The organism is Microbispora sp. CA-135349 (genome assembly GCF_050947365.1).
Classification (GTDB): domain Bacteria; phylum Actinomycetota; class Actinomycetes; order Streptosporangiales; family Streptosporangiaceae; genus Microbispora.
On the sequence record NZ_CP192001.1, the window covers coordinates 4,424,417 to 4,449,818 of the forward strand.

The 25,402-nt window shown below is 72.9% G+C and carries 25 protein-coding genes; 17 read left to right on the forward strand and 8 right to left on the reverse strand.

Features of this window, described 5'->3' with window-relative positions; translation table 11 throughout:
• Positions 1-7 precede the first annotated feature (7 nt).
• Positions 8-3,268 (reverse strand): BREX system ATP-binding domain-containing protein, encoded by a 3,261-nt coding sequence (locus ACQPZZ_RS20715; protein WP_432920573.1) that lies wholly within the window; start codon positions 3,266-3,268, stop codon positions 8-10.
• A gap of 131 nt (positions 3,269-3,399) precedes the next feature.
• Positions 3,400-4,896, reverse strand: coding sequence for an alpha-N-arabinofuranosidase (locus ACQPZZ_RS20720; RefSeq protein ID WP_432920576.1), 1,497 nt, complete (start codon positions 4,894-4,896; stop codon positions 3,400-3,402).
• Between the two features lie 250 nt (positions 4,897-5,146).
• Between ACQPZZ_RS20720 and ACQPZZ_RS20725 the strand changes: the two genes are divergently transcribed.
• Entirely contained in the window at positions 5,147-5,947 is an 801-nt protein-coding gene (locus tag ACQPZZ_RS20725; protein ID WP_432920579.1) for a glycerophosphodiester phosphodiesterase, read from the forward strand.
• A 71-nt stretch (positions 5,948-6,018) separates the two neighbouring features.
• Complete coding sequence (locus ACQPZZ_RS20730; protein WP_432920582.1) at positions 6,019-6,909, forward strand: hypothetical protein; 891 nt, start codon at positions 6,019-6,021, stop codon at positions 6,907-6,909.
• 47 nt (positions 6,910-6,956) lie between these two features.
• On the opposite strand, the gene ACQPZZ_RS20735 is transcribed toward ACQPZZ_RS20730, so the two are convergent.
• Positions 6,957-7,586, reverse strand: a complete 630-nt coding sequence (locus tag ACQPZZ_RS20735; protein ID WP_432920585.1) for an MBL fold metallo-hydrolase — start codon at positions 7,584-7,586, stop codon at positions 6,957-6,959.
• Positions 7,587-7,666: 80 nt separating this feature from the next.
• Positions 7,667-8,173 carry a CBS domain-containing protein gene (locus ACQPZZ_RS20740; RefSeq protein WP_363638283.1) on the reverse strand — a complete coding sequence of 169 codons (507 nt, stop codon included), beginning with the start codon at positions 8,171-8,173 and terminating at the stop codon, positions 7,667-7,669.
• A gap of 225 nt (positions 8,174-8,398) precedes the next feature.
• Here ACQPZZ_RS20740 and ACQPZZ_RS20745 point away from each other — a divergent pair, with 225 nt between their 5' ends.
• Positions 8,399-8,956: a CBS domain-containing protein gene (locus tag ACQPZZ_RS20745; RefSeq protein ID WP_432920588.1), complete on the forward strand. Its 558-nt coding sequence runs from the start codon at positions 8,399-8,401 to the stop codon at positions 8,954-8,956.
• 65 nt (positions 8,957-9,021) lie between these two features.
• Here the strand turns inward: ACQPZZ_RS20745 and ACQPZZ_RS20750 are convergent, their stop codons facing one another.
• Both ACQPZZ_RS20750 and ACQPZZ_RS20755 read right to left on the reverse strand, forming a co-directional pair.
• Entirely contained in the window at positions 9,022-9,909 is an 888-nt protein-coding gene (locus ACQPZZ_RS20750) for a universal stress protein (RefSeq protein ID WP_432920591.1), read from the reverse strand.
• Between the two features lie 77 nt (positions 9,910-9,986).
• Entirely contained in the window at positions 9,987-11,693 is a 1,707-nt protein-coding gene (locus ACQPZZ_RS20755; RefSeq protein ID WP_432920594.1) for a GAF domain-containing protein, read from the reverse strand.
• A 216-nt stretch (positions 11,694-11,909) separates the two neighbouring features.
• Here ACQPZZ_RS20755 and ACQPZZ_RS20760 point away from each other — a divergent pair, with 216 nt between their 5' ends.
• The 6 genes from ACQPZZ_RS20760 to ACQPZZ_RS20785 all read left to right on the forward strand — a co-directional run bounded on the left by ACQPZZ_RS20760 (position 11,910) and on the right by ACQPZZ_RS20785 (position 16,372).
• A complete protein-coding gene (locus ACQPZZ_RS20760) occupies positions 11,910-12,401 on the forward strand; it encodes an OsmC family protein (protein ID WP_432920597.1) in 492 nt (163 codons plus the stop codon).
• Between the two features lie 346 nt (positions 12,402-12,747).
• Entirely contained in the window at positions 12,748-13,884 is a 1,137-nt protein-coding gene (locus tag ACQPZZ_RS20765) for a sensor histidine kinase (protein WP_432920600.1), read from the forward strand.
• On the forward strand, positions 13,874-14,725 hold the full coding sequence (locus ACQPZZ_RS20770; RefSeq protein WP_432920603.1) for a LuxR C-terminal-related transcriptional regulator: 852 nt from the start codon (positions 13,874-13,876) through the stop codon (positions 14,723-14,725). The genes ACQPZZ_RS20765 and ACQPZZ_RS20770 overlap by 11 nt, the downstream gene beginning before the upstream one ends.
• 110 nt (positions 14,726-14,835) lie before the next feature.
• The gene (locus tag ACQPZZ_RS20775) at positions 14,836-15,324 is read left to right on the forward strand and encodes a hypothetical protein (RefSeq protein WP_432920606.1); all 489 of its coding nucleotides are present in this window, start codon (positions 14,836-14,838) and stop codon (positions 15,322-15,324) included.
• Positions 15,325-15,348: 24 nt separating this feature from the next.
• Positions 15,349-15,558 (forward strand): hypothetical protein, encoded by a 210-nt coding sequence (locus tag ACQPZZ_RS20780; protein ID WP_432920609.1) that lies wholly within the window; start codon positions 15,349-15,351, stop codon positions 15,556-15,558.
• Positions 15,559-15,925: 367 nt separating this feature from the next.
• Positions 15,926-16,372, forward strand: a complete 447-nt coding sequence (locus tag ACQPZZ_RS20785) for a cellulose binding domain-containing protein (protein WP_432920612.1) — start codon at positions 15,926-15,928, stop codon at positions 16,370-16,372.
• Positions 16,373-16,384: 12 nt separating this feature from the next.
• Here the strand turns inward: ACQPZZ_RS20785 and ACQPZZ_RS20790 are convergent, their stop codons facing one another.
• On the reverse strand, positions 16,385-17,149 hold the full coding sequence (locus ACQPZZ_RS20790; protein WP_363638304.1) for an IclR family transcriptional regulator: 765 nt from the start codon (positions 17,147-17,149) through the stop codon (positions 16,385-16,387).
• A 92-nt stretch (positions 17,150-17,241) separates the two neighbouring features.
• On the opposite strand from ACQPZZ_RS20790, the gene pobA reads away from it, so the two are divergent.
• Genes pobA through ACQPZZ_RS20830 form a run of 8 tightly spaced genes read left to right on the forward strand, consistent with a single transcriptional unit; the run spans position 17,242 to position 24,238 of the window.
• Positions 17,242-18,432 carry a 4-hydroxybenzoate 3-monooxygenase gene (pobA, locus tag ACQPZZ_RS20795; protein ID WP_432920616.1) on the forward strand — a complete coding sequence of 397 codons (1,191 nt, stop codon included), beginning with the start codon at positions 17,242-17,244 and terminating at the stop codon, positions 18,430-18,432.
• Positions 18,426-19,097, forward strand: a complete 672-nt coding sequence (gene pcaH, locus ACQPZZ_RS20800; protein WP_432934468.1) for a protocatechuate 3,4-dioxygenase subunit beta — start codon at positions 18,426-18,428, stop codon at positions 19,095-19,097. The genes pobA and pcaH overlap by 7 nt, the downstream gene beginning before the upstream one ends.
• Positions 19,094-19,600: a protocatechuate 3,4-dioxygenase subunit alpha gene (gene pcaG / locus ACQPZZ_RS20805; RefSeq protein ID WP_432920618.1), complete on the forward strand. Its 507-nt coding sequence runs from the start codon at positions 19,094-19,096 to the stop codon at positions 19,598-19,600. Before pcaH ends, pcaG begins: the two co-directional genes overlap by 4 nt.
• The gene (gene pcaB / locus ACQPZZ_RS20810; protein WP_432920621.1) at positions 19,590-20,771 is read left to right on the forward strand and encodes a 3-carboxy-cis,cis-muconate cycloisomerase; all 1,182 of its coding nucleotides are present in this window, start codon (positions 19,590-19,592) and stop codon (positions 20,769-20,771) included. The genes pcaG and pcaB overlap by 11 nt, the downstream gene beginning before the upstream one ends.
• Complete coding sequence (pcaD, locus tag ACQPZZ_RS20815) at positions 20,768-21,523, forward strand: 3-oxoadipate enol-lactonase (RefSeq protein WP_432920624.1); 756 nt, start codon at positions 20,768-20,770, stop codon at positions 21,521-21,523. The genes pcaB and pcaD overlap by 4 nt, the downstream gene beginning before the upstream one ends.
• Complete coding sequence (gene pcaC / locus ACQPZZ_RS20820) at positions 21,520-21,900, forward strand: 4-carboxymuconolactone decarboxylase (RefSeq protein ID WP_432920627.1); 381 nt, start codon at positions 21,520-21,522, stop codon at positions 21,898-21,900. The genes pcaD and pcaC overlap by 4 nt, the downstream gene beginning before the upstream one ends.
• Positions 21,897-22,832 (forward strand): carbohydrate kinase family protein, encoded by a 936-nt coding sequence (locus tag ACQPZZ_RS20825; protein ID WP_432920630.1) that lies wholly within the window; start codon positions 21,897-21,899, stop codon positions 22,830-22,832. Before pcaC ends, ACQPZZ_RS20825 begins: the two co-directional genes overlap by 4 nt.
• Positions 22,829-24,238 carry a rhodanese-like domain-containing protein gene (locus ACQPZZ_RS20830; protein WP_432920633.1) on the forward strand — a complete coding sequence of 470 codons (1,410 nt, stop codon included), beginning with the start codon at positions 22,829-22,831 and terminating at the stop codon, positions 24,236-24,238. The genes ACQPZZ_RS20825 and ACQPZZ_RS20830 overlap by 4 nt, the downstream gene beginning before the upstream one ends.
• 67 nt (positions 24,239-24,305) lie before the next feature.
• On the opposite strand, the gene ACQPZZ_RS20835 is transcribed toward ACQPZZ_RS20830, so the two are convergent.
• A complete protein-coding gene (locus tag ACQPZZ_RS20835; protein WP_432920636.1) occupies positions 24,306-25,400 on the reverse strand; it encodes a class I tRNA ligase family protein in 1,095 nt (364 codons plus the stop codon).
• Positions 25,401-25,402 lie beyond the last annotated feature (2 nt).

Consider the following 25,402-nt stretch of genomic DNA (forward strand, 5'->3'; position numbering starts at 1 on the left):
GTCTTGGTCAGTCTTGATCCCGCTGTTCTTGGTCCCGCTGCGCGACCGCCCGGTCCCGCCACCAGGTCAGCCCGTTCTCGTCGGCCAGCCGCGCCACCAGTTCGAGGTGCCGCCGCGCCGCGCCGGCGTCGCCCACGGCGTCGGCGAGCAGTGCCAGATACCAGTCGACGGGCCCCACGCACAGCACCCCAGACCAGGCGGAGACACGCCCGCTGTAGGGCAGCAGCGTCGAATAGCTCAGCCGGCAGGCGGCACCGTCTCCGAGCGCCGCCTGCGCCGCCGCCTGGAGGCAGCTCGCGTGCAGCCACGACCATTCCTTGAGCGGCGCCTGCCGGCCGTCGCGTGCGAGCAGCCGCGCGTCGCCGGTCCTGCCCTGCGCGCACAGATGCAGGATCCGGGCGTCCCGGCCCATCGAGGGGTGGAAGACGGCGGCGGCGTCGACGGCCGGCCCGGCGGCGGCCATGGTGCCCTCGTGGTAGTGCACCATCACACGTCCCAGGGCGATGAGGCCGTGGGCGTGCCACATGTCGATCCGCTCCGCGTGGCGCTCGGCCTCGTCGTACATCTCGACCGCGTCGCCGAACCTGCCGTCGAGGGTCAGCCGGACGGCCCGCCACATGGCGTGCTGGAAGCGGGGCCACGGGAGCGGCAGCCGCTCCAGGATGGCGTCGCAGCGGGCGGCGGCCTCGTCCGCGGCCCTGACGTCGAAGGTCTCCAGCCCGACGTTGGTGTACAGCTGCTGCGCGAGCAGCTCGTACCCGGGCGACTCCGCTTTCAGCGCCAGCGCGTGCAGTTCGTCGGTGACGTCCCGCAGTTCGCCGACGTGGAGCGGCTGCGGCAGGGCCAGGTGCCGCGCGTTGAGCATTCCCATGAGCAGGTGCGGGTCGCCCAGGCGGCGGGCCATCCGTACGGCCTCGGCCGACAGCGAGTCGCAGAGCGGGTTGCCGCTCCCGTCGTACAGTTCCTGCGCGAGGCCACCCAGCAGGCGGGCGCGTTCGGGGCTGTCCGCCCGCGGCAACGTCCGCAGGCAGGTTTCGAAGCGGTGGACGAGTCTCAGCTCCACCGCCACGTAGGGGTCGCGAAGCGGCCATTTCGCGGGCACGTCGAGCGCGGTCAGCGCCCGGGCGGTCAGCTCCGGCCCCGCCCCGGCCCGGTCGGCGGCGCGTACGGCTTCGGCTCTCGCGTCGCGGGCCCTCACCAGGTCTCCGGCGTCGAGCAGCGCGCGGACCTGGCGGAGCAGGAGTTCCACATGGTCCATCAGATCGCCGGAGCAGGCGCCGTGGGCGTCGATCGCCCGGCTCCACCAGAAGGCCGCCTCGTCGAAGGCCATGCGCAGGCTCGCCTGCTCGGCCGCCGCGCGGGCCCAGCGCACCGCCTCGCGATAGGCCGCCGGGCCGGCCTCGACCGCGTGATGCGCGATCGCGGCCACGTCGCTGCCGGGGCGGGAGGCCAGCGAGGCCATCACGTCGCGGTGGAGGGCCGCCTTGCGCAGCGGCGGGATGTCCGCGAGAAGGGTCTCCCGCACCAGATCGTGGACGAAGGCCATCCGCTTGTCCCGCTCGACGACCAGACCCGCCTGCGCCGCGCGATCCAGCGGCTCGTAGACGTCCGTACGGCCGGCCTCCGCGACGACCGCGGGGTCGAAGGCCCGGCCGATCACCGCGGCGATCTTCAGGGCCTCGCCGGTCTCCGGCGGGAGTGCGGCGATCCGCCGGCGGACCACGTCCGCCACCCCCTCGGGAAGCGCGTCCAGCGCCCGGCCCTGGGCGAGCAGGCGCACACTCTCGCGGACGAAGAACGGGTTTCCGCCGGTGCGCGAGGCCAGCCGGCCGGCCGTGGGCTCGTCGAGGTCCGTGCCCATTTCGGCCGCGATGGCGCGTACGGCGTCGGTTCCCAGGCCGGTGAGGCGGATGCGGAGCAGCTCGTACCGCGTGACGCGCCCGAGCAGTTCGTCCACGGTGAGGCCGCTCGTGCTCCTGGAGGGCACACCGGCGAACGCCGCGTCACGGAAGGCCGTCACCAGGGTGAGCGGCGCCGGTTCCGGCGCGGCCTCGGTGCACATCACCACGTCCCTGAGCAGTTCGAGCGTGGCGGGGTCGGCCCAGTGCAGGTCGTCCAGGACGATCAGCATCGGCCGGGCGCGCGCGGCCCCGGCGAGCCATTCGGCGACGGCCTTGTTGCGCCGCAGCCGCGCCGCGTCGCCGGACCCGGCGGGCGCCTCCTCGTCCAGGAGCCCGGCCAGCGCCGGCAGGTCGGGCGGGGGGCAGACGAGGGCCAGCGCGTTCAGCACCTGGAGCCACGGCCACAGCGGCGGCGCCCCCTGGGCCTCGTGGCAGCCCCCGCTGAGAACGAGGTATCCCAGGTCGTCGCAGTGCCGCCGCAGCGCGTCGAGCAGGAACGTCTTGCCGATCCCCGGCTCGCCCGTCACCGCGCCGATCGCCACCCGGCCGTGGCCCGCCCGTTCCAGCAGCGTCTTCAGTTCCGCCAGCTCCCGCTGCCTGCCGACGGCGACGGGGACGGCCGGACGGGACGAGCCGGCCTGCTCGAGGATGTCGTGCTCCAGCGCCCGCAGTTCGGGCCCGGGGTCGAGGCCGAGCCGCCCGAGCGCGTCCCTGGCCCGGCCTATCGCGGACAGGGCTTCGGCGTGCCGGCCGGCGTGCGAGAGCGCGGTGGCGAGCAGCGACCACAGGCTCTCCCGCAGCGGATGGTCCGCCGTCTCGGTCGTGAGAGCGTCGATCGCCGCCTGCGGACGGCCGAGATCCAGCAGCGCCCGCGCGCGCCGCTCCACCGCGATCAGGCGCAGTTCGCCCAGCCGGTTGGCCTCGGCGACCGCCCAGGGCTCACCGGCGAACTCCCCGTACGGCGCACCGCGCCACAACCCGAGCGCCTCGTCGAGCCGGACCAGCGCCTCCCCGGGCGTGCCCGGCTCCGCCGCCCCCACCAGTTCGGCGAAGCGGATCGCGTCGACGTTCCTCGTGGCGAGGACGTACCCGGGCGGCCTGGACAGCAGGAGCCGGGCGGGGGTCCGCGGCCCCCGGCCCGGCTCGATGACGCGGCGGAGATTGGAGATATAGGCGTGCAGCGTGGCCCGCGCCCCCTGGGAAGGCGTGTCGCCGTACAGGTCGTCGATCAGCGTCTCGGTGGCGACGACGGTGCCCCGCGCGGCCAGGAGCCTGGCCAGGACGGAGCGGGGCCGCTGTCCCCCCACGTCGACGGGACGGCCGTCGCCGCCGCGCACCTCGACGGGGCCGAGAACCCGGAACTCCACCTCTGCTCCCCACCCGTGTGGACGTGGCCGCTGCCCCAAACAGGCGACACAGAGCAGGCGGCACAGGACAGCCAACGAGTGTAGGGCGGGCGCCTCGGCCCGTGATCACGCGCTCGGGCGCCGGGCGGGTGTCAGGCCCCCGACAGCCGGATCACGTTCCAGGAGACCGGCGGCAGCACGATCCGCAGCGGGTCTCCGCCGTGGCCGGTGTTGGCACGGGGCGCCACCCGATCGGGGTCGTCGGCCGTGTTCCTGGCGTACACGTCCTCATGGGTGAGCGTCGTCGCCTCGGCGATCCGCACGGCTCCGAGCGCCCGCGCGTCGAGCTCCAGCTCCACCGGCTCGGTCGACGACCTGTTCACCGCGAACACCGTCGTGTCCGTCTCGTCACGCGTGGCGACCGCGTGCACCACGGGCACCCGGCCGAACTCGGCGGTCTCGTACGACGGGCAGACGGGGTCGACCCGCACGACCTCGCCCCTGGCGTACCGCGCCGCCTGCGCGAACGGGTGGAAGGTCGTCTGCCGCCAGGCCCGGCCGCCGGGCTCGGTCATGATGGGCGCGATCACGTTCACGAGCTGGGCCAGGCAGGCCGCCGCGACCCGGTCGCTGTGCCGCAGCAGCGTGATGATCAGGCTGCCGAGCGCCACGGCGTCGGCGAGGTGGTAGTGGTCCTCCAGCAACGGCGGCGCGACCGGCCAGTCCGGCGGGGGCGGGGCCGCCTGGTGGCGGCTGAGATACCAGATGTTCCACTCGTCGAAGGAGACGGAGATCTTCTTGGCGGAGCCGAGCCTCGCCCCCACCTGGTCGGCCGTGGACACGACCGTGGAGATGAAGTGCTCCATGTCGGTGGCGCAGGCCAGGAAACCGCCGAGGTCGCCGTCCTTCTCCTCGTAGTAGGCGTGGCAGGAGATGAGGTCGACCAGGTCGTAGGTCTCCTCCAGGACGGCCTCCTCCCACGTGCCGAAGGTCGGCATGGAGGATCCGGAGCTGCCGCAGGCCACCAGTTCTAGGCCCGGATCGACCATGCGCATCGCGCGGGCGGTCTCCGCGGCGAGTCTGCCGTACTCACGTGCGGTCTTGTGCCCGATCTGCCAGGGGCCGTCCATCTCGTTGCCCAGGCACCACATGCGGATGTCGTGCGGCTGCTTGGCGCCGTTGGCGACCCGCAGGTCCGACAGCGCGGTGCCGGACGGGATGTTGCAGTATTCGAGCAGGTCGAGCGCTTCCTGAACGCCGCGCGTGCCAAGGTTGACCGCCATCATCGGCTCCAGCCCGGCCAGGCGGGACCACCGGACGAACTCGTCGACCCCGATCTCGTTGGTCTCCGTGCTGTGCCAGGCCAGGTCGAGCCGCCGGGGCCGCCGCTCGCGGGGGCCGACGCCGTCCTCCCAGCGGTAGCCGGAGACGAAGTTTCCGCCGGGATAGCGCACGGTGGTCACGCCGAGCTCGCGGGTGAGCGCGAGCACGTCGCCGCGGAAGCCCTCCTCGTCCGCCGTGGGGTGGCCGGGCTCGTAGATTCCCGTGTAGACGCAGCGGCCGAGGTGCTCCACGAACGTGCCGAACGTGCGGGGCCGTACGGGAGCCACCCGATGGGCGGGGTCGATGGTCAGCTGTGCCTGAAGCACGAAGGAACTCCTTAGTCAGGCGGCAGGTCTCGCGGGCCGATTGTTAGCGTTCGCATTGGCTCTGGTCAAGGCCTCGTTCTGGAAAACCCGGCCCATTGACAGCGCCGCTGTTATCGTTAACAGTTCTGGCACCGGCCGGTGAGCGTCCAGGACCACTCCGGTGGCCGCCGTCCGGCCGTTTCTTGATCTCCCGATGACCGTGCCAATACGATGCCGCGCTGATACACAGTCCGTCTCGGGGGGTTGGACGATGAGGATCACGACCGCTCTGTGCGCGGCGGCGGCCGTCCTCGCCGCGGGCGCGACGGTGGGCGCGGCACCGGCCACGGCGTCCGGAATGAGCGCGCTGCCGCGCTGCCCGCTGGTGTTCGGGCACGGGGGTTACCCCGAGGGCGCGAACGGCTGGGCGAAGGACCAGATGCGCCAGCCCAACAACGTGCGGGGGCTCGCCGACCAGAAGTCCTGGGGAGCCGACGGCGTCGAGGCCGACGTCCAGCTCACCAAGGAGGGGACCAAGGCCGTGATGTGGCACAACAGCACCACTCACGGGCTGACCGGCACGCAGCAGAAACTCACCGGCATCTGGTGGACGTACGGCGCGGGGAACCTGGCCGGCCGCCGCGTCATCCGGGGTCCCTACCGGGGCGAGCGGGTCTACTCGCTGCGGCAGTGGCTCGACCACGCGCGCTCCCTGGGGCTGGTCGCGCTCCTGGAGATCAAACCCGAGACCAAGCCCGTCCTCACGAATCCGAAGTTCGCGGCGCGGGGCTGGAAGGAGATCTCCGACCCGATCGGGGAACGCCGGGGGAAGCAGCGGATCATGGTCTACTCCAACGACCCCTGGATCCAGAGCGAGCTGGCCAAGCGCCACCCTGACCTGCTGAAGGGGTCCGCCGGCCGGTGGACCGACAGCGTCCACTGGACCGAGCCGGCTGCCTCGTGGAAGGGCAATGTGTCCCAGTGGCAGGCTGTGCTCCACCAGTCGCCGGGCAGTGTCATGACGAACTATCCCAAGGAATACCGTGCCTGGCTGCGGGGCAAGTGCCGCTGAGGGAGTGTCCGACATCCCGCCGGGGGCATGCTCTCGGTCAAGGAACCTCTCGTGAGGCGGGAGCCCGCATCGTGACTGGCGGCGTGACTGGCGGCGTGACCAACGGCCGGGCAGGACTGGCCCGGTGGGCGCCCGCCGTGCTGGCCGCGCTCGGCCTGCTGGCGGGCGCGTGCGGATCCGGCCCGCAGACCGCGGGGCCGAGCGGCCCGGTAAGCGGCTCGGTAAGCGGCTCGGTAAGCGTCTCAGGAAGTGGCGGAGACGCCGGCCCGGGAATCAGCCCCACGGTCAGCCCCGCGATGAGCCCGGAAAGCGGTCCGGTGTCCACCCCCGCCCCCGCGGGCTCTCTCGTCGCGGGCCACTACCAGCCGCTGTGGCCCTTCGCGGACGAGAAACAGGTGCGGGACTGGCAGGAGGGCTACCGCTCGGGCGGCCACCAGCCCTGGCATCTGGACGCCGAACAGACCGCGCTCGCCTTCACCCAGGGCTTCCTGGGCTTCACCGGCGTCGACCAGGTGGTCACGCGTACGGTCACCGGCGCGCACGCCCGCGTCTCCGTCGGCATCCGCGGCGAGGGCGGCGGACGGCCGGGCATCGCCGCCGTCGTCCACCTGGTCAGGTTCGGCACCGGACCGGACGCCCCGTGGGAGGTGGTGGGCACCGACGACACCACCTTCTCCCTCACCACCCCACGGTACGGCGCGCTCGTGTCCTCGCCCGTCACGGTGGGCGGCAGGATCACCGGCGTGGACGAGAGCATCCGCGTGCGGGTGCGCGGCACCGGGAGCGCCGGCCCACTCGGCGAGCGCTGCTGCGTCTCGGCCGGAGGGGACGACGTCCCCTGGTCCGCCACGGTGACCTTCCGCGCGGCCGCGGGCCGCACGCTCACCCTCGTCGCGAGCACCGGCGGCCACGTGGCCGAGGTGGAGCGCTTCACCGTCACCGGCGTCCGGGTCGCGGGATGAGCCACGGCGGGCGGGGCGGCGGCTCGGGGGCGTCGGCTCCGGGGGCGTCAGTGGCCCCGGCGGATCCACTCGTCGAGGTGCGGCGCCTCCGCGCCGATCGTCGTGCTGCCGCCGTGACCGGTGTGGACGACGGTCTCGGGCGGCAGGACGAGCAGACGGTCGCGGATCGAATCGATGATCACGCCGAAGTCGGAGAACGAGCGACCGGTCGCGCCGGGGCCGCCCTGGAACAGGGTGTCGCCCGTGAAGACGACGCCCAGGCCTGGCGCGTGGAAGCAGCAGGCGCCCGGAGCGTGCCCGGGAGTGTGAAGCACTTCGAGGCGGGTTCCGGCGACCTCGACGACCTGCCCGTCGGACAGCGTGCCGCCGGGCTCGCGGCCGGGGTGGGTGAGCCGCCAGACCGGCAGGTCGGCCGGGTGCAGCAGGACGGGCGCCCCGGTGGCCTCCGCGAGCTCCGGCGCGACCCTCACGTGGTCGTCGTGGGCGTGGGTGGCGAGGATCGCCACGACGCGCCGTCCCGCGATCACGTCCGTGATCGCCTTGACGTCATGGGGCGCGTCGAACACCACGCACTCGGCGTCGTCACCGAGCACCCACACGTTGTTGTCGACGTCGAAGGTCTGGCCGTCCAGGCTGAAGGTGCCCGACGTGACGGCATGGTCGATACGGGCACTCACTTGAAGATCACCACCGAGCGGAACATGCCCTTATTCTGCACACCGCCCGGCGAATGGCCACGACCGGGGCACGACCGCCGTCACGGCCCTTGCCGCTGGTCCTCGGCGGTCCGGGACGGCTTGGGCGGCAGCACCGGCTCCAGGCGGAACATCCCGGCCGGCACCTCCTCGTGACCGTGCGAGGCTCCCCGCCTGCCCGCGACCGCCACGAGCACGTCGGTCACGGTGACGAGACCCTGCAGGGCGCCCGAGGCCCCGATGACCGGGACGACGTCCACCCCCGACTCCAGCATCACGGCCGCCACGACGGGCAGCGACGTGTCGGGCGGCACGTGGGGACACCTCCGCCCGGCCAGCAACTGCCGCACCTGGCTGCTCGACTGCTCCGCGGGCCCGCCGGACCAGTGGGCCGCGATGTCCTCCCGGGTGAGCACGCCGATGATGCGGGAACCGGAGTCCACCACGGGCAGGTGATGCATCGACCCACGGCGCATGAGCTCCCAGGCCATGAGCGGCGACTCGTCCGGCTTCACGGTCACGAGCACCCTGCTCATCACGTCGGCGGCGGTCATGGCTTCTACGGTCATCGTTTCCTCCCCACGGCGGCGTGCCGTACGGCACCGGCCCCGCGCGCGGCCGGGCTCGCCCGCACCGGGCCATCTCCATCCGACCACGGGGGTCAGGGCGCCGCACGGGCCCAAAGACCTCACGGACGGGGACCTCCGGCACCTGCCCGTACGGCCCGGACGGCGGTGGAATGACCATGTCGGCGCAGGTGCCGGGCAGGTGGGGCGAGACGCGGGAGGTGGGCCATGCGGGCCGGTGAGGTCATGAGCAGCCCGGCGATCACGTTGCGGCGCGGCGACTCCGTGCGGCGGGCGATCCGGGTGCTGTACGACCACCACATCACGGCCGCCCCCGTGCTCGGGGAGCACGGCGAACTGGTCGGGATGGTCAGCGAGATCGATCTGCTGTGCGGCGCGTTCGCGCCGGGCGCCTCGGTGCCGGGGACGGTGGGAGACGTCATGTCCCGCCAGGTGAGCGCGGTCGAGGACACCACCGACGCGAGGGTGCTGACCGACCTGATGATCGCGAAGAGGGTCAAGAGCGTGCCCGTGCTGCGCGACGAACGGGTCGTCGGCATGGTCAGCCGCCGCGATCTCATGGGGCTGCTCGCCAGGTCGGACGACGAGCTGCGCGAGGCGGTGCTGGCCGCCCTGCGCGAGCGCTACCCCTCGGAGACGTCCTGGGAGGTGCGCGTGCGCGACGGCGAGGTCGACCTGCGCGGCCCCGAGGGCCAGTGCCCCGAACACGTGGCCGACCTGCTGGCGCAGGCGGTTCCCGGGGTGCGGCCGGCCCGCCTTCTCTGACGACTCGCCGCACGACCGGCCACCGCACGACCGGCCCACCACACGGCACGACCGGCTCGCCGGGCTCATGACACGACGGGCTCACCGCCGCGCGGCCGGGTCCTCCTCACGACGGCGACCGGGCAGTGCGCGTGGCCGAGCAGGGATCGGCTCACCGAGCCGAGCACGGCCGCAGCGAGGGCGTTGCGGCCGTAGGAGCCGACGACGAGCAGGGCGGCCCGGGACGACGCCTCGACGAGCGCGGTGACCGGATGGGCGCGGACCACCTCCAGCTCGGTCTTGACGTCGGCGTACCCGCCCCGCCACGGCCGCAGCCCCCCGCGTGCGTAGTCCTCCGCGGCCTGCCGCATCTCGTCCAGGTTCACGGCGGCCCCGTACGGCACCGGCGGTTCCCAGGCGCAGACGATGCGCAGCCGGTAACCGCGCAGCCGCGCCTCCTCGAACGCGTACGCCAGGGCGGGCGCGGACGACTCCGAGCAGTCGAACCCCACCACGATCTCCGGCATCGCCTCCGCGGGCGTGGGCCGTACGACGACGACCGGCACGGCCACGTGCCCGGCGACGTGGTTGCCGACCGACCCGAGCAGCATGCCGGGGAAGCCGTGCGCGCCGTGGCTGCCGAGCACCACTTCGGCCGCGTGGGCGGCCTGGTCGCGCAGGACACGGCCGGGACGCCCCTCGACCAGTTCCGTGGTCACCTCGAGACCGGGCCACCGGTCCCGGGCGACCCGCTCGGCGCAGTCGAGAATCTGCCCTCCGGAAGGGGTCAGCCGGTCGTAGCAGTCGGGGATCGGGTAGCGCGGACCGTCGTACGGCAGGCGGTCGGTGGCGTGGACCACCCGCAGGGGCGCTCCCCGCAGGCCGGCGTGGCCGGCCGCCCACTCCACCGCCCCGATCGCCCCGGCGGACCCGTCGGTGCCGACGACGATGGGATCACCGACCGGATCACTCACCGATTCACTGTTCAGTTCACCGTGCACATCGTTGTGCAGTGGCTCGGTCATGGCACGATGCCTCCTCACGGCGTTTCTCACGGCGTCGACGGCAGCGGGACGGTCCAGCACAGCCGGGTGCCTCCGGCGGCGCGCGCCTCCGCGGCGCATGAACCGCCGAGGCTCTCGGCGCGGTCGCGCAGGTTGCGCAGGCCGCTGCGGCGCCCCCGCGCGGGGATGCCGACCCCGTCGTCCTCCACGAGCAGGGTCAGCCGGTCCTTCTCCAGGCGCACGGTGACGGTGGCGCGGGTGGCGTGGGCATGCCGCACCACGTTGGAAATCGCCTCCCGCGCCACGGCGAGCAGGTGCTCACCGACGGAGGCGGGCACGCGGGTGTCGAGCTGGCCCTCCAGACGCAGGGCCGGCATGAATCCGAGGGGCCCGCGCGCGCCCTCGGCCAGTTCGACGAGGCGGGCGCGCAGTCCGGGGGCGCCGGCCGGAGCCTGCAGGGCGAAGATCGTGGATCGGATCTGCCGGATCGTGTCGTCGAGTTCGCCGATCGCCGTCCGCAGGCGCGCGGTCACCTCCGGGTGCTCCTCCAGCCGCGCGGCGCTCGTCAGTGTCATCGCGACCGCGAACAGCCGCTGGATGACGACGTCGTGCAGGTCCTTGGCGATGCGGTCGCGCTCCTCCAGCAGGCCGAGCCGCTCGGCGTCCCTGCGCGCCTCGTCCAGCTCGAGCGCGACGGCCGCGTGCCCGGCGAAGGAGTGCAGCATGCGCACCTCGGACCGGCTGAAGGGGACGCGGCCGGGCCGCCTGCCCAGCGACAGCACCCCGCGTACCGCTCCCGGGGCTCCCAGGGGCACCGCGCACACGGCTCCGGTGTCGGCCGACTTCCCGACGGCGGCGATGAGGTCGGTGTCACCCAGGTCGGCGATCACGCGGGGCTCCGCGTGGACGAAGGCCTGCCCGGCCAGCGAGCCCTCGACGGGCAGCCGGCGTCCCCACGCCCGCTCCTGCGCCCCCTCCTGCGCCTCCTCCCCGCCGGGCACGCCGTCCGCGATCACGACCCGCAGCGTCCGCCCGCCCTCCTCCGGCAGCAGGATCGCCGCCGCGTCGGCGCCGGCCATCTGGCGGGCGCGCCGGGCGATCAGCGTGAGCACCCCCGGCGTCCGCGCGCCGGACAGCAGCCTCGTCGTGATCTCCGCCGACGCCCGCAGCCAGGTCTCCCTGCGGTGGGTGTCCTCGTACAGGCGCGCGTTCCTGATCGCCACCCCGGCGGCGCTGGCGAGGGCCACGACGATCGCCTCGTCGTCCTCGTCGAACTCCCCTCCCCCGCGCTTCTCGGTGAGGTAGAGGTTGCCGAAGACCTCGCCCCTGACTCGTACGGGCACGCCGAGGAAGCCGGTCATCGGGGGATGGCCGGGCGGGAAACCGTACGACGCGGGGTGGTCGCAGATGCGCGCGAGCCGCAGCGGCCGGGGTTCCTCGATCAGCAGCCCCAGCAGGCCCAGGCCGTGTGGCCAGTGCTCGATCCCGGCGATCTCCTCCTCGGTCAGCCCTACCGGGATGAACCGGACGAGGGTGTTGTCCTCCCCGATCACACCCAGGGCGCCGTACCTGGCGTCGGCCAGCGTGGCGGCGGTCTCGACGATCCGGCGCAGCACGGTCTCGAGGTCGAGCTCCCCGCCCACGGAGACCACCGCCTCCAGCAGCGCGTGGACCCGGTCATGCGTCGTCACGACCGCCTGCAGCCTCGTGTGCAGCTCGGCCGGCAGCCCGTCCGGGTACGTCTGCGGGATCATGGTCCGCCTCCCCGTCGGCGCCACGCATGTCCGCCACAGTTGAAAGTGTCGCAAACCCGGACACTCCGGGCTCCCGCTCTTTGCCAGGTCGCGACCGGCTTCTTACTGTCCGTGTGCATCCCTCCGGCCGGGGCCACGGACATACTCGGATATAGCCGGGTCGGACACGGGGGTGGGCCATGACGGCGGCGGCACAGCACCGGGAGTCCGTGCGCCATGGGTGAGGCGTGTGACGGCGTCATCCGGGTCGCCTGGCACGGCGCCGACCGGTTCGACGTCCGGATCCGGCGCCACGAGGTCCGCGCCGACCAGCCCGCGGACGTCGGCGGGAGCGACACCGGTCCCACGCCGGCCGAGCTGTTCGTGGGCAGCGTGGCCGCGGGCGTCGCCTGCTGCGCCGAACGCTACCTGCGTCAGCGTCAGCTGCCCGCCGGGGTCGGCGTGACCGCGCGGTACGGCCTGGGCGTCTGCCCGGGGCGGATCGACCACATCGAGCTGTCGGTGGACGCCCCCGGGCTGCCCGCCGGGCTGCGCGCCTCGCTCCTGTCGGTCCTTGAGCACTGCGCGCTCCGCACCACGCTGCGGGTGCCGCCGCAGGTCACCTTCGACGTCCGCCAGGCCGTTCCCGGGACGGCCCTGCCCGCGGCCCAGCGGCCGTACGGCGCACCGCGTCCGGGACCGGCGGGCTCCCCGGGGCGCCAGGGCTGAAGAGACCGCCCGGCGTTTTCCCGGAAGTCCTTTTCGGTTTCCCGAATCGGCCCGGACCGGAGGCACGGAAGTGCCTGCCCGGCGATGGCATGGTCGCCGCCTTGACCCCGGTTCCCTACGAATCGGCCCGGCGAGTCAGTAACGCGTCACAGTCATACACCATTCGGGACGTCGCCCTTCCCACCCCGTTCAGCGATCAGCCATTATGACCGTGGGTGACGTGTCCACTGCCTGCCGGGAGAAGAACGTGACGGGAAGGGCGCGACGCGATCTGTGGATTCGAATCATTGAGGCGCTCGACTGGAGCCGCGTTCCGGTAATCGAAAACGATATCTCCGGGGCCGTCGTGCGGAACGAGGAGCGGCTGGCCAAGATGGCCGCTTTCATCCGGGCTCTGATGGTGCCCTTTCTGGCCATCCCGTTGTTCGTCTGGCATCAGCTCGAGTATCCGGTTCTCGCGGTGATCGCATTCGCGGCGAGCGCGATCGAGGCGTCCTGGTTCGTCCATCGGGCCTGGACACGCAGGAGCATTCGTGACGACACCACGATCGCCTGGGTGGACACCGGTTTCTGCATCGCCCTCATGGTGATCGGCTCGCGCGCGGCCACATCCGAATTGCGCAACGAGGTCATGACCGAGGTGGTCCCCTACAGCCTCGTCGCCTCCCTCGTCCTGGGATTCGCGGTCGGGTTGCGCAGGAAAGCGATCGTCGCCGTGTTCACCATGTGGGTCGCATGGTTCCTCACGCTTCTCCCCGACCTGACGCAGAAAGTGGGTTCCGACCTCCTCGGCTTCATCCTGTGGTACATGGTCGGCCTCTACGTGTCCTGCCTCCTGCGGATCCTCGCGGCGCAGACCGCCCAGGCCACCGCCGAGCGGCATGCCGCCGAACAGTTGGTGGCCGAGCAGACGCGCCGGCTCGAACTCGCCCATCACAGGGAGCGGGTGCGCATGGGACTCCACGACGGGGTGCTGTCCATCCTGGACGTGCTGGCGAAGGATCGCCGTCTTCCGGCCGACGCGCGCCGGTCGGTCCGGCGCGGAGCGCTGAAGGCCCGCACCATGCTCCTCACGTCGGACCCGAGGAAGACACGCTTCGAGGCGCGGCTCATCGAGCTCACCGACACCTTCGTCGATCTCCACCTGATCGTGCACCCCAGGTTCTACGTTCACGCGGAGCCGCCCGCCGCCGTCGCCGACGTCGTGATCGGCGCGGCCGGCGAGGCCCTGGGAAACGCCCGTAAGCACGCCGGGGACGGTGTCGACGTGTATTTCTTCGCCGAATTCGACGACGGCAGGCTTGAGGTGTCCGTGATCGATCACGGCAACGGGTTCGACTCGGCCGCGGCGCCCCGGGGCGGCGGTCTCACGCGTTCGTTCGAGGCCGTCCGGCGGATCGGCGGCTCCTGCACGATCACCTCGGCCCCGGGTGAGGGGACCAGAGTTCTGATCACGTGGACGGAGGCGCCTGATGGGGGGTGAACCGCTGGTCATCCTCGTCGAGAACCTGGGGCTCGTCGCCAGATCCCTGGACGACATGGTCAGGCCCCGCCTCCTCGAGTACGGGTTCCGTGTCCTCGATCCGGTGCCGGGCGTGGAGAAGGTTCCTCCGATCACGACGCGAGGGCTGGCCATATGCGACGTCGATCTTCGTCCAGGCCTGTCGGGAGCCGACGCCGTACGCCGTCTCGGCTCGCAGGGCTGGTCGGTTCTGCTTATCTCCGGGCAGGCGTCGGCCGCGCAGGTGCTGGACGCGATCGCGGCCGGCGCGCACGGCTACATCGACAAGTCGTCGCCGGACGAGGCCCGGCTGATCGAGGCGATCGTCACGGCGGCGGACGGCCGCAAGCACCTGTCTCCGGTGCTGGCGGCCATGTTCTATGAGGACAAGCAGCAGCGCAGGCTCCCGCACGGCCAGGAGCTCTCCTTCTCCGACCAGGAGGTGTTGAGGGCCTTCGTCCGCGGCGAGACCGGCGGCCGGATCGCGGCGGCCCGGGGCCTCGACGCGGCCGGCCTGCAGCGAGCGCTGACCCGCATCTTCGCCGCCGCCGCGCTGCGGCGGAGGCTGCACCAGCTCACCGAACGCGAGATCGACATCTTGCGGGCCTTCGGGTGCTCCGCCGGGGCGACGGCGGTGAGCGTGGCAGGGCGGCTCAACATCGAGGTGAACACCGTCAACAGCCACCTGTCGAGGATCCGGAAGAAATATCTCGCCACTCATTCCGTCGCCGATTCGGCCGTGCCGCCCACGCAGCAGGTGGTCGCCATGCTGTGGGCCAGGGAACTGGGCCTGTGCACGGAAACGACCCACCGGCGGTGGTGACGCGTCACCGGCACCGGCGATTTCACCAGTTCTGGTGATTTCCACCGCGCTGACCTGAACGGATCCTGAGAGCGGCACCAATTCCCGCTCTCATCATCCGGAGTGCGATTATGACACTCGACCATCGCTATCAGGGCATCGTGAAAACCGCCATGATCAGCGCTGCCGGGGTAGGCACCGTGGGTACTTTCCTTCCGGTCGTCGACCTGGCCGGAATCACCACCACCTGGACCACGATGGTAGTGGCCATCGCCAAGGCTTCCGGACATCCCGCTTCCACGGCGATGGTGGGAAAGTTGGTCGCCGCGGCGGTCGCCGGAGTCTCGGGCTACTACGCCGGATCGAAGATGCTCTCGGCCGTCGCCCTGCCTCTGATCGTGGCCTTTCCGGTCGTCGGAGTGCCGTCGGTCGTGGCGGTGAACGTCATGCTGAACGGCCTTTTCACCTACCGCCTCGGCAAGTCGTGCGCGGCCGACTTCTCCCGGCCCGGCTTCACTGCCGACGACCTCGCCGATCTCGCCGCGCGTATCACGCAACTCCTCGTCAAAATCCCGATGCCCCGGGAGTTGGCAGAGGTCAAGCAATTGCTCTTCCAGTGACGAACGTCCTTGCGGGAGAAACCCATGTTCGAATTTCTTTCCGACCTCGTCGACATGGTCACGGACCTTTTCGACGGCGATTCCGGCACGCCCGACGTTCCGTCGTCCGACGTTGCCCAGGCTCCCGCGCAGACCGCCTCGGACGAGGTCCGGTTCGGGTCCGCCGCGGGCTGTGACTGCGGCTTCAACCCCAACACCTGCGGCTCCGGGTGGGCCTGCCGCTGGCAGTACTGACCGATAGCATGCCGGCGGTCGCCGTGGCGGTGACCTCCATGGTCACGCCGTCGTCCGGACCGGGCCGGTCCACCTGAGCTCGGGCAGGCCGCACGTAGATCGCGGTTTCCGACTCGCCGTGGTGGTGGCCGCACCGGCCTGCCCGTTCCCTCTCGCCCGCAGTCACGGGCGGGCGAGAGGGCCGAGCGCGGCCACTCCGGCGCCGGTCAGGACCGTGTCGTGGGATGAAACTTTCATCCGTGTGCCGCCACAACAGGCCGGATCCGGCCCGTCCCGATGACATCCGCCCGCGACCGTGTGACATTCCTGAAGCGACGTCTCGTCGCATCGGGCGCCGGAGATCCCGGCACGGCGAAAGGACAGGGACATGGCACGGCTCTTTTTTTCGGGCACTCATGAAACCGGTTTCAGACGCGGCGTCAGACGGGGGCGGGCCGTCTGGATCGCCGCGGCCACGCTGGCCGCCACCGCGGCGATCGGCGCGCCCGCCACCGCTCACGCGGACGCGGCGTCCTGCTCGGTCAGTTTCCCGACCGTGCACTCCTTCCCCGGGGGTTTCGTGGCGGACGGAAGCGTGGTCAACACCGGCACGACCCCGATCACCGGCTGGCGGGTCTTCTGGACGTTCACCGGCGACGAGAAGCTCTTCTCGCTGCTGACCACGCAGTGGACGCAGACCGGGCGGAGCCTCACCGCCACGAACGTGTCCTGGAACGGCGCCATCAATCCCGGATCGAGCGTGGCGATCACCGCGGTCGGCAACTCCACGGGCGGCACGTTCGGGCTGAGCAACGTGACCTGCACGCCGCTGTGACGGCGCGGCCCGTCACGCCCGCGTGACGGCGGCCCGGTAGTCGCCGGCGATGCGGCCCGCGACGGCCAGCAGCGGATCGACCAGGCGGGGCAACTCGCGCACCCGCCGCGAGGACACCACGATGCCGACGGCCGCGACGGGCCGGTCCCCGACCAGCACCGGCGCGGCCGCCGAGCAGGAGCCGAGCGTCATCTCCTCGTGCGTCGTCGCGTATCCCTGGGCGCGCACCTGGGCCAGCTCGCGGGCCAACCGGCCAGGCTCGGTGATCGTGTGCCCGGTCGGCCGCTCCAGAGGGCGGGACAGGTAGGCCGTGACGAACCAGTCCGGCTCGAAGGCGAGCAGCGCCTTGCCCACGCCGGTCGGATGCATGGGCAGGCGCGAGCCGGTCCGCGACACGATCGGCACGGCCCGCTTGCCGTACACCTTGTCCACGTAGAGCACGTCGAGCCCGTCGCGCACCGCCAGGTGGACGTTCTCGCCGGTGCCGCCGAACAGTTCCTGCAGCCAGGGGTGCGCCACCTCCTGCAGCGGGTCGGGGGCGAGCTGCCCCAGCTCCCACAGGCGGCGGCCGATCTGGTAGCGCCCGTCGGCGCCGCGGCGCAGGGCGCGCCACTCCTCCAGCTCCCCCACGAGGCGGTGGACGGTGCTCAGCGCCATGCCGGTACGTCCGGCGATCTCCGTCAGCGTGAGCCGCGGATGGTGGTCGTCGAAGGCACCGAGGATGGACAGGGTCCGGGAGGTGACGGTCCGTCCCGCATCGCGCGCTCCACCGGACATGATGCCCCTCAATCGTTAAAAAACCGCGTCGTCTTCCACTGAGCAGAAGCCAAGCCTACGCGGCGCGGGTCGTCGTCCCGATGCTCGGAGGTATGCGAACTCAGGTCGGGATCATCGGGGCCGGACCGGCCGGCCTGCTGCTCTCCCATCTCCTCCATCTGCGCGGGATCGAGTCCGTCGTACTCGAACGCCGCAGCAGGGAGTACGTCGAGCGGCGGGTGCGGGCGGGAGTGCTCGAACAGGGCACGGTGGACACACTCGTCGAGGCGGGGGTGGCCGAGCGGCTCAAACAGGAGGGCCTTCCCCACAACGGAATCGAGCTGCGGTACGGCGGAGCGGGCCACCGCGTCGCCTTCGAGCGGCTGGTGCCCGGCAGGGCCATCACCGTGTACGGCCAGCAGGAGGTCGTCAAGGACCTCATCGCCGCCCGGCTGGCGGCCGGCGGCGACCTCCGCTTCGAGGTGGAGGACGTGGCGGTGCACGACGCGGCGACCGACCGCCCGTACCTCACCTTCACCGGTGCCGACGGGACGGAGCAGCGGCTGGACTGCGACGTGATCGCGGGGTGCGACGGCTTCCACGGCGTCTCCAGGGCGTCGATCCCGGAGGGCGTGCTGACCGAGTACCGCCGCGACTACCCCTTCGCCTGGCTCGGCATCCTGGCCCGGGTCGAGCCGTCGTCGGAGGAGCTCATCTACGCGCGGACCGAGCGCGGCTTCGCGCTGCACAGCATGCGTTCCCCGGAGATCAGCCGCTTCTACCTCCAGGTGGCGCCCGACGAGGACCTCGCCGAGTGGCCCGACGAGCGGATCTGGGCCGAGCTGCGGGCCCGGCTGGAGACCGTGCCCGGCTTCACCCTCGCCACCGGCGACATCATCGAACGAGGAATCACGCCGATGCGCGGCTACGTGGCCGAGCCCATGCAGTACGGCCGGCTGTTCCTCGCCGGGGACGCGGCGCACATCGTGCCGCCCACCGGCGCGAAAGGGCTCAACCTGGCGGTCGCCGACGTGCGGGTGCTGACCGAGGCGCTGGCCCGCTTCTTCGCCGACGGTTCGACGGAGGGGCTGGAGGCCTACTCGCGGGCCTGTCTGCCCCGGGTGTGGCGGGCGCAGCACTTCTCGTGGTGGATGACGACGCTGCTGCACACGTTCGAGTCCGACGACGCGTACGCCCGGAAGCTGCAGACCTCCTACCTCGACTACGTGACGTCCTCCGAGGCGGCCGGGACCACGCTGGCGGAGAACTACGTGGGTCTGCCCTACGAAGAGGAGACATCGTGACGCACCCGCCCTACCTGTACCCGGACTACGCCAGCACGGTCCTGCGGGCGCCGTCCCGGCCTCCGCTGCAGATGAAGGACGACCCCGAGGCGGCCGAGCTGACCGGCCCGGTCTTCGGCCGCGACGAGGTGGACCCCCTCGACGCCGACCTGACCGCGGGCCACGCGGGCGAACCGCTCGGCGAGCGCATCATCGTCACCGGGCGGATCCTCGACGCCTCGGGCCGGCCGGTGCCGAACACGCTGGTGGAGATCTGGCAGGCCAACTCCGCCGGCCGGTACGCCCACGAGCGCGACCAGCACCCGGCGCCGCTCGATCCCAACTTCACCGGTGCGGGCCGGTGCCTGACCGACGACGAGGGACGCTACCGGTTCGTCACGATCAAGCCGGGGGCCTACCCCTGGCGCAACCACCACAACGCCTGGCGACCGGCGCACATCCACTTCTCCGTGTTCGGCGCGGCGTTCACGCAGCGCCTGGTGACGCAGATGTACTTCCCGGGCGACCCGTTGTTCGCCTTCGACCCGATCTTCCAGTCCATTCCCGACCCGGCCGCCCGCGAGCGGCTCGTCTCCACCTTCGACCTGGAGATCACCGAGCCGGAGTGGGCGCTCGGCTACCGGTGGGACGTGGTGCTCGGCCGTACCCCGATGGAGGACGCGTGATCACCCCCTCGCAGACCGTCGGCCCGTTCTTCGGGTTCGCCCTGCCGTACGCCGGCGACTGGGAGCTCGTCCCCGAGGGCCACCCGGGAGCCGTGACGATCACCGGCCGGGTGCTGGACGGGGCGGGCGAGCCGATCCCGGACGCCCTGCTGGAGCTGTGGAGCGGAGACACAGGAACCGGCGACTCCGCGCCCCGCGAGGCGCTGCGCCGCACGCAGGCCGGCGTCAGCGGCTTCGGCCGGTGCGGCACCGCGCCCGACGGCTCCTACCGGTTCCGCCTGGCGCCGCCGGTAAGGCCGTACGCGGCCCTGCTGGTCTTCGCCCGGGGCCTGCTCAAGCCGGTGCGGACCCGCGTCTACCTCGCCGACGTGCCCGACCCGCTGCTCGGCTCCCTCGACCCGGCCCGCCGGGCGACGTTGCTCGCCCGCCCGGACGGGCAGGACGTCTACCGGTTCGACGTACGGCTGCAGGGCGAGCAGGAGACGGTCTTCCTTGAGTTCTGACGCGGGTGCCGATCACGGGCTGCTCTCCCCGGTGTGGGCGGGCACGGACGTGGCGGCGATCACGGCCGACGACGCCTGGCTGCGGGCGATGCTGGAGACGGAGGTCTGCCTCGCGCGGGCGCAGGCCCGCCTCGGCGTCGTCCCTGAGCTTGCCGTCGCCGCGATCGCCGAGGCGGCCCGCCCGGAGCGGTTCGACGTCGCCGGTCTGGCCCGGCGGGCCAGGGACGCCGGAAACCCCGTCGTGCCGCTGGTCAAGGATCTGCGGGCCGCGGCGGGCGAGGCAGGGTCCTGGGTGCATCACGGCGCCACCAGCCAGGACGTCCTCGACACGGCGACGATGCTGGTGGCCGCGCGGGCCCGCGCGGTGATCCTGCGCCACCTCGACCGGGTGCTCGCCGCGCTGGCCGGGCTGGCCGGCGAGCACCGCGAGACGCCGATGGCGGGCCGTACGCTCGGGCAGCAGGCCGTGCCGATCACCTTCGGGCTGAAGGCCGCCGGGTGGCTGACCGGATGCCGGGACGCCCGCGACCGCTTGGCGGCGGTGCGGCTGCCGGTCCAGCTCGGCGGCGCGGCCGGCACGATGGCCGGGTACGGCGAGCGGGCCCTCGACCTGCCGCCGCTGTTCGCGGCCGAGACCGGGCTGGCCGAGCCGGTGCTGCCCTGGCACGCGCTGCGCACGCCCGTGACCGACCTGGCCTGCGCGCTCGCCGACGTGACGGGCGCGCTCGGCAAGCTCGCCACCGATGTGATCCTGCTGGCGCAGAGCGAGGTGGGCGAGGTCGCCGAGCCCGCCGCGCCGGGCCGGGGCGGCTCGTCGGCGATGGCGCACAAGCGCAATCCGGTGCTCGCCACGATGATCAGGTCGGCGGCGCTGCAGGCGCCCGCGCTCGCGCAGATCCTGCTCGGCTCGCGGGTCGCCGAGCACGAGCGGCCCGCCGGGAGCTGGCACGCCGAGTGGCAGCCGCTGCGCGAGTGCCTGCGCCTGGCCGGCGGGGCGGCCGAGACGGCCGCCGAGCTGACCGAGGGGCTGGAGGTGTTCCCCGAGCGCATGCGGCACAATCTCGATCACCTGCTCGCCGTGCTGGCGAGCACCTCGCAGGACCCCGGCACCGGCGCCGCCTCCGCGCTGGTCGACCGGGCCCTGCGGCACCACGGGGGAAAGGCGTCATGATCCTGCACCACCGATTCGACGGGCCGCCGGACGCTCCGGTCGTCGTGCTCGGGCCCTCGCTGGGCACGACACTCGGCCTGTGGGAGCCCCAGCTGCCGGTGCTCACGCGCACCTGGCGGGTGCTCCGCTACGACCTGCCCGGCCACGATGGGTCCCCGGCTGCGTCCGATTTCACCGTCGGCGATCTCGCCGACGGGGTGCTGGAGCTGCTCGACCGGCACGGCCTGGACACCGTCGCGTACGGCGGGGTGTCGCTGGGCGGGGCCGTCGGGACCACGCTGGCGCTGCGTGCGCCGGACCGCGTCGCGAGCCTGGTCCTGTGCTGCACCTCCGCGCGGTTCGGCACGCCGGAGAGCTGGCACGAGCGCGCCGCGCTGGTGCGTGAGGAGGGCGCCGGGCCCCTGGTGGACGCGACCAGGTCGCGGTGGTTCACTCCCGCCTTCACGGACGCCGGGCGTTACCTGGACATGCTGCGCGGCGTGGACCCCGGGGGGTACGCCGCGTGCTGCGACGCCCTCGCGGTCTTCGACGTCCGCGACCGGCTCGCCGGCGTCCGCGCGCCCGCGCTGGTGATCGCCGGGGCCGAGGACCCGGCCACCCCGCCCGCGGACGCCGAGATCCTGGCCGGTGGCATCCCGGACGCCGAGCTGCTGGTGGTGCCGGGAGCGGCCCACCTGGCCACCGCCGAACGCCCGGACGTCGTGAACGACGCGATCACGCGCCACCTGACCACCCGTTGGAGGACGGCATGAGCTACGAGGACGGCATGCGGGTGCGCCGCGAGGTGCTGGGCGACGCGCACGTGGACCGGGCGCGGGAGCGGACCACCGAGTTCACCGCGGACTTCCAGGACCTGATCACCCGCTACGCCTGGGGTGAGATCTGGACCCGGCCGGGCCTGGACCGCCGGACCCGCAGCTGCATCACGCTCACCGCCCTGGTGGCGCGCGGGCAGTTGGAGGAGCTGGCCATGCACGTGCGGGCCGCGCGGCGCAACGGGCTCACGACCGACGAGATCAAGGAGGTGCTGCTGCAGACGGCGATCTACTGCGGGGTGCCGACCGCCAACGCCGCGTTCGCCGTCGCCCAGCGGGTGCTGGCGGAGGACACGCCGGGGGACGCCGGATGACCTTCCTCGTGGCCGGGGAGAGCCTGGTCGACCTGATCGGCACGCCGGGATCGTGGACCTTCACCGCCGTGCCCGGCGGCAGCCCGCTCAACGTCGCGGTGGCGCTGGCCGCACTGGGCCGGCCGGTGCGGTTCGCCGGGGAGACCGGCGACGACTTCTTCGGCGGCCTGCTCCGGGGTCACCTGGCCCGCCACGGGATCGGGGCAGGCGACCTCGCCCCGGCGGCGGCGACCGGTCTGGCCTTCGCCCGCGTCGGCGCGGACGGCTCGGCCTCCTACGACTTCCGCTTCGACTGGACCTTCTCGGCCCCGGTCACGCTCGACGGGGTGACCTGCCTGCACACCGGCTCGCTGGCCACGCTGGTGGCCCCGGGCGGCGACCACGTCAGAGGCCTGATGCGGGCCGCCGCCGCAGCGGGGATCACGGTGTCCTACGACCCGAACATCCGGCCGTCCCTCATCGGCGACCGGGCCCGCGCCCTGGCCCACGTGGAGGAGTGCGTACGGCTCTCGCGCCTGGTCAAGGTGAGCGCGGAGGACCTCGGCTGGCTCTACCCGGGCGAGCCCTTCGTCGACGTCGCGCGGCGGTGGGCCGGCCTGGGCCCGGAGCTCGTCGTGGTCACGCAGGGCGGCGACGGCGCCGCGGCGGTGCTGCGTGACGAGACCACGGACGGCGAGGTGATCACCTGCCCGGCCCCGGCGGTCGAGGTCGTGGACACGGTCGGCGCGGGCGACACCTTCACCGCCGCCTACCTCGACGCGCTCGACGGCGCTCCGATCAGCGGCGAGCGCGTGGCGGAGGCGCTGCGGCGCGGGTGCGCCGCGGCCGCGATCGTCTGCACCCGCGCCGGCGCGGTTCCGCCGACCAGGGAGGAGGTGAAAGCCTTTTCCCAGGGTACGGGTGCCTCACGAGCCGAGGAGGGACCCGAATGATCGAAATCATCCCTGTCGACACCCCCTCTCTGGGCGACCGCGGCTATCTCGTCGCCGACGGGGAGATCGCCTTCGTGGTGGACCCGCAGCGTGACATCGACCGGATTCTCCGCCTGGCCGAGCGGCGCGGTGTCGAGATCCGGCACGTCTTCGAGACGCACGTGCACAACGACTACGTGACCGGCGGGCCGGCCCTGGCCGCCGCGACCGGCGCGGACTACCACGTCAACGCGGCCGACCCCATGACGTTCGACCGGAGCCCCCTCGACGACGGGGACGTGGTCGAGATCGGCCCGCGGACGCGCGTGCGCGCGGTCGCCACTCCCGGCCACACCTTCACCCACCTGTCATACGTGCTGGAGTCCCCGGACCGGCCGCCCGCCGTCTTCACCGGAGGCTCACTGCTGCACGGCACGACCGGACGGCCGGATCTGCTGGGCCCGCAGCACACCGGCACGCTGGTGCGCGCCCAGTACGCCTCGGCGCACCGGCTGGCCCGCGAGCTGCCGGCCGAGACGGACGTCTTCCCCACCCACGGGTTCGGCAGCTTCTGCTCGGCCACGCAGTCCGAGGTCACCGAGTCGACGATCGGCAGGGAGCGGCGGGTCAACCCGGTCCTGACCCGGAGCGAGGACGAGTACGTGGAGTCACTGCTGGCCGGGCTGGACGCCTACCCGGCGTACTACGCGCACATGGCCCCGCTCAACCAGGCCGGGCCCGACGCGCCCGACCTGTCCCCGCCGCACCGGGCGGACGCCGCCGAGCTGCGCCGCCGCCTGCGGGCCGGCGAGTGGGTGGTGGACCTGCGGTCCCGTACGGCGTTCGCGGCGGGGCACCTCGCGGGGACGCTCAACTTCGGGCTGGACGGCAACCTCGCCGTCTACCTGGGCTGGCTCATCCCCTGGAGCTCGTCGGGAACACCGCGGACACCCGTCACCCTGCTGGGCGAGACGCCCCGGGACATCGCGCAAGCCCAGCGCGAACTGGTGCGGATCGGCATCGACCGCCCCGCCGCGGCCGCCACCGGCGGCCCGGCCGACTGGACCGGCGACGACAAGCCCGCGTCCATGCCGACGGCGACGTTCGCCGACCTGGCGGCCGTGCGCCGCCACCGCCCGGTCGTGGTGCTCGACGTGCGCCGCGAGGTGGAGTGGCGCGAGTCGCACATCCCCGGCGCGGTCCACATCCCGCTGCACGAGCTGCCCGGGCGGCTGGACGAGGTGCCCGACGGCGAGGTGTGGACGCACTGCGCGAGCGGCTACCGGGCGTCCATCGCCGCCTCGATCCTGGCCGCCGCCGGGCGCGAGGGCGACGTCGTCGCCGTCCACGACGACTACGACCCCCACACCGTGATCCTGCGGTTTGCCGCGGACGACGGCGCCGATCTGGCACGACACCCTTCGTGAGCGTGCGGGGCCCGAGGGCGCCGGGCGGCCCTCTGTGATCGTGTAACGCCGCCCGCGCGTCCGGCCGTCAACCGAGGGCGAGCACCGCGATCATCGTGCGGGCGGCCTGCCCGCCCTCCTCCTCGGCGATCGCCAGGGCGGTCGCGGCGTCCAGGTCGTCCATCAGCGCGCGCACCGCCGCCCGCTCCCCCGCCGGCGAGGCGGCGGAGCGCCCGGCAGCCGCGTGCAGCCGCTCCAGCCGTGCGGCGGCTTCCTCCAGCGCGCCGGGGTGGTAGTCCCAGTCGGCCGCCCACGGATGGCCGAGCAGCATCAGGCGTACGGCTCCCGCCGGGTGGTCCCGCAGCAGGTCGGTGGTGAAGACGAGGTTGCCCGCCGACTTGGCCATCTTGGCGCCGTCCACGCGGACCACCCCCACGTGCAGCCAGGCGCGGGCGAACGGCCGCACCCCGGTCACCGCCTCGGCCATCGCCGCCTCATAGGCGTGGTGCGGGAAGCGCAGGTCGGCGCCGCCCGCGTGCAGGTCGAGGGCCGGCCCGTACGTCGTCAGCGCCATGGCGGCGCACTCGGCGTGCCAGCCCGGCCGCCCGTCGCCCCACTCGCTCGGCCAGCCCGGCTCCCCCTTCGCCGACGGCCGCCAGACCGCCACGTCCGCCGGGTCGTCCCTGCTCGGGTCATCCGGATCGTCGCCGAACTCCGCCATCAGGCGGGCCGCCTCCTCGGCGCCGAGCCCGGCCCGCTCGCGCACGCCCGCGCCCCGGAAGTACACCGCACCGTCCCGCTCGTACGCGTGACCCAGCTCCAGCAGGGCGCGGGCGAGCGCGACGACCTGCGGCACGTACGTGTGCGCCCGCGGCTCGTACGTCACCGGGTGCACGTGCAACGCCGCCATGTCCCGCTCGAAGTGGAACTGCTGCACCGCGGCGAAGCTGTCGTACGGGCTGCCGGCCCGGCGCGCCGCCGAGGTCAGCACGTCGTCCACGTCGGTGACGTTGCGGCACACCTCGACGGGCACGCCGGCGTGGCGCAGCACCCGGGCCGCCACGTCGGCCCACACGAACGTCCTGGCGTGGCCGAGGTGGGTGGTGTCGTACGGCGTGATCCCGCACACGTACATCCGGGCGCGACCCACGACGGGCAGCGGCCGCCGGTCGATCGTCAGCATGA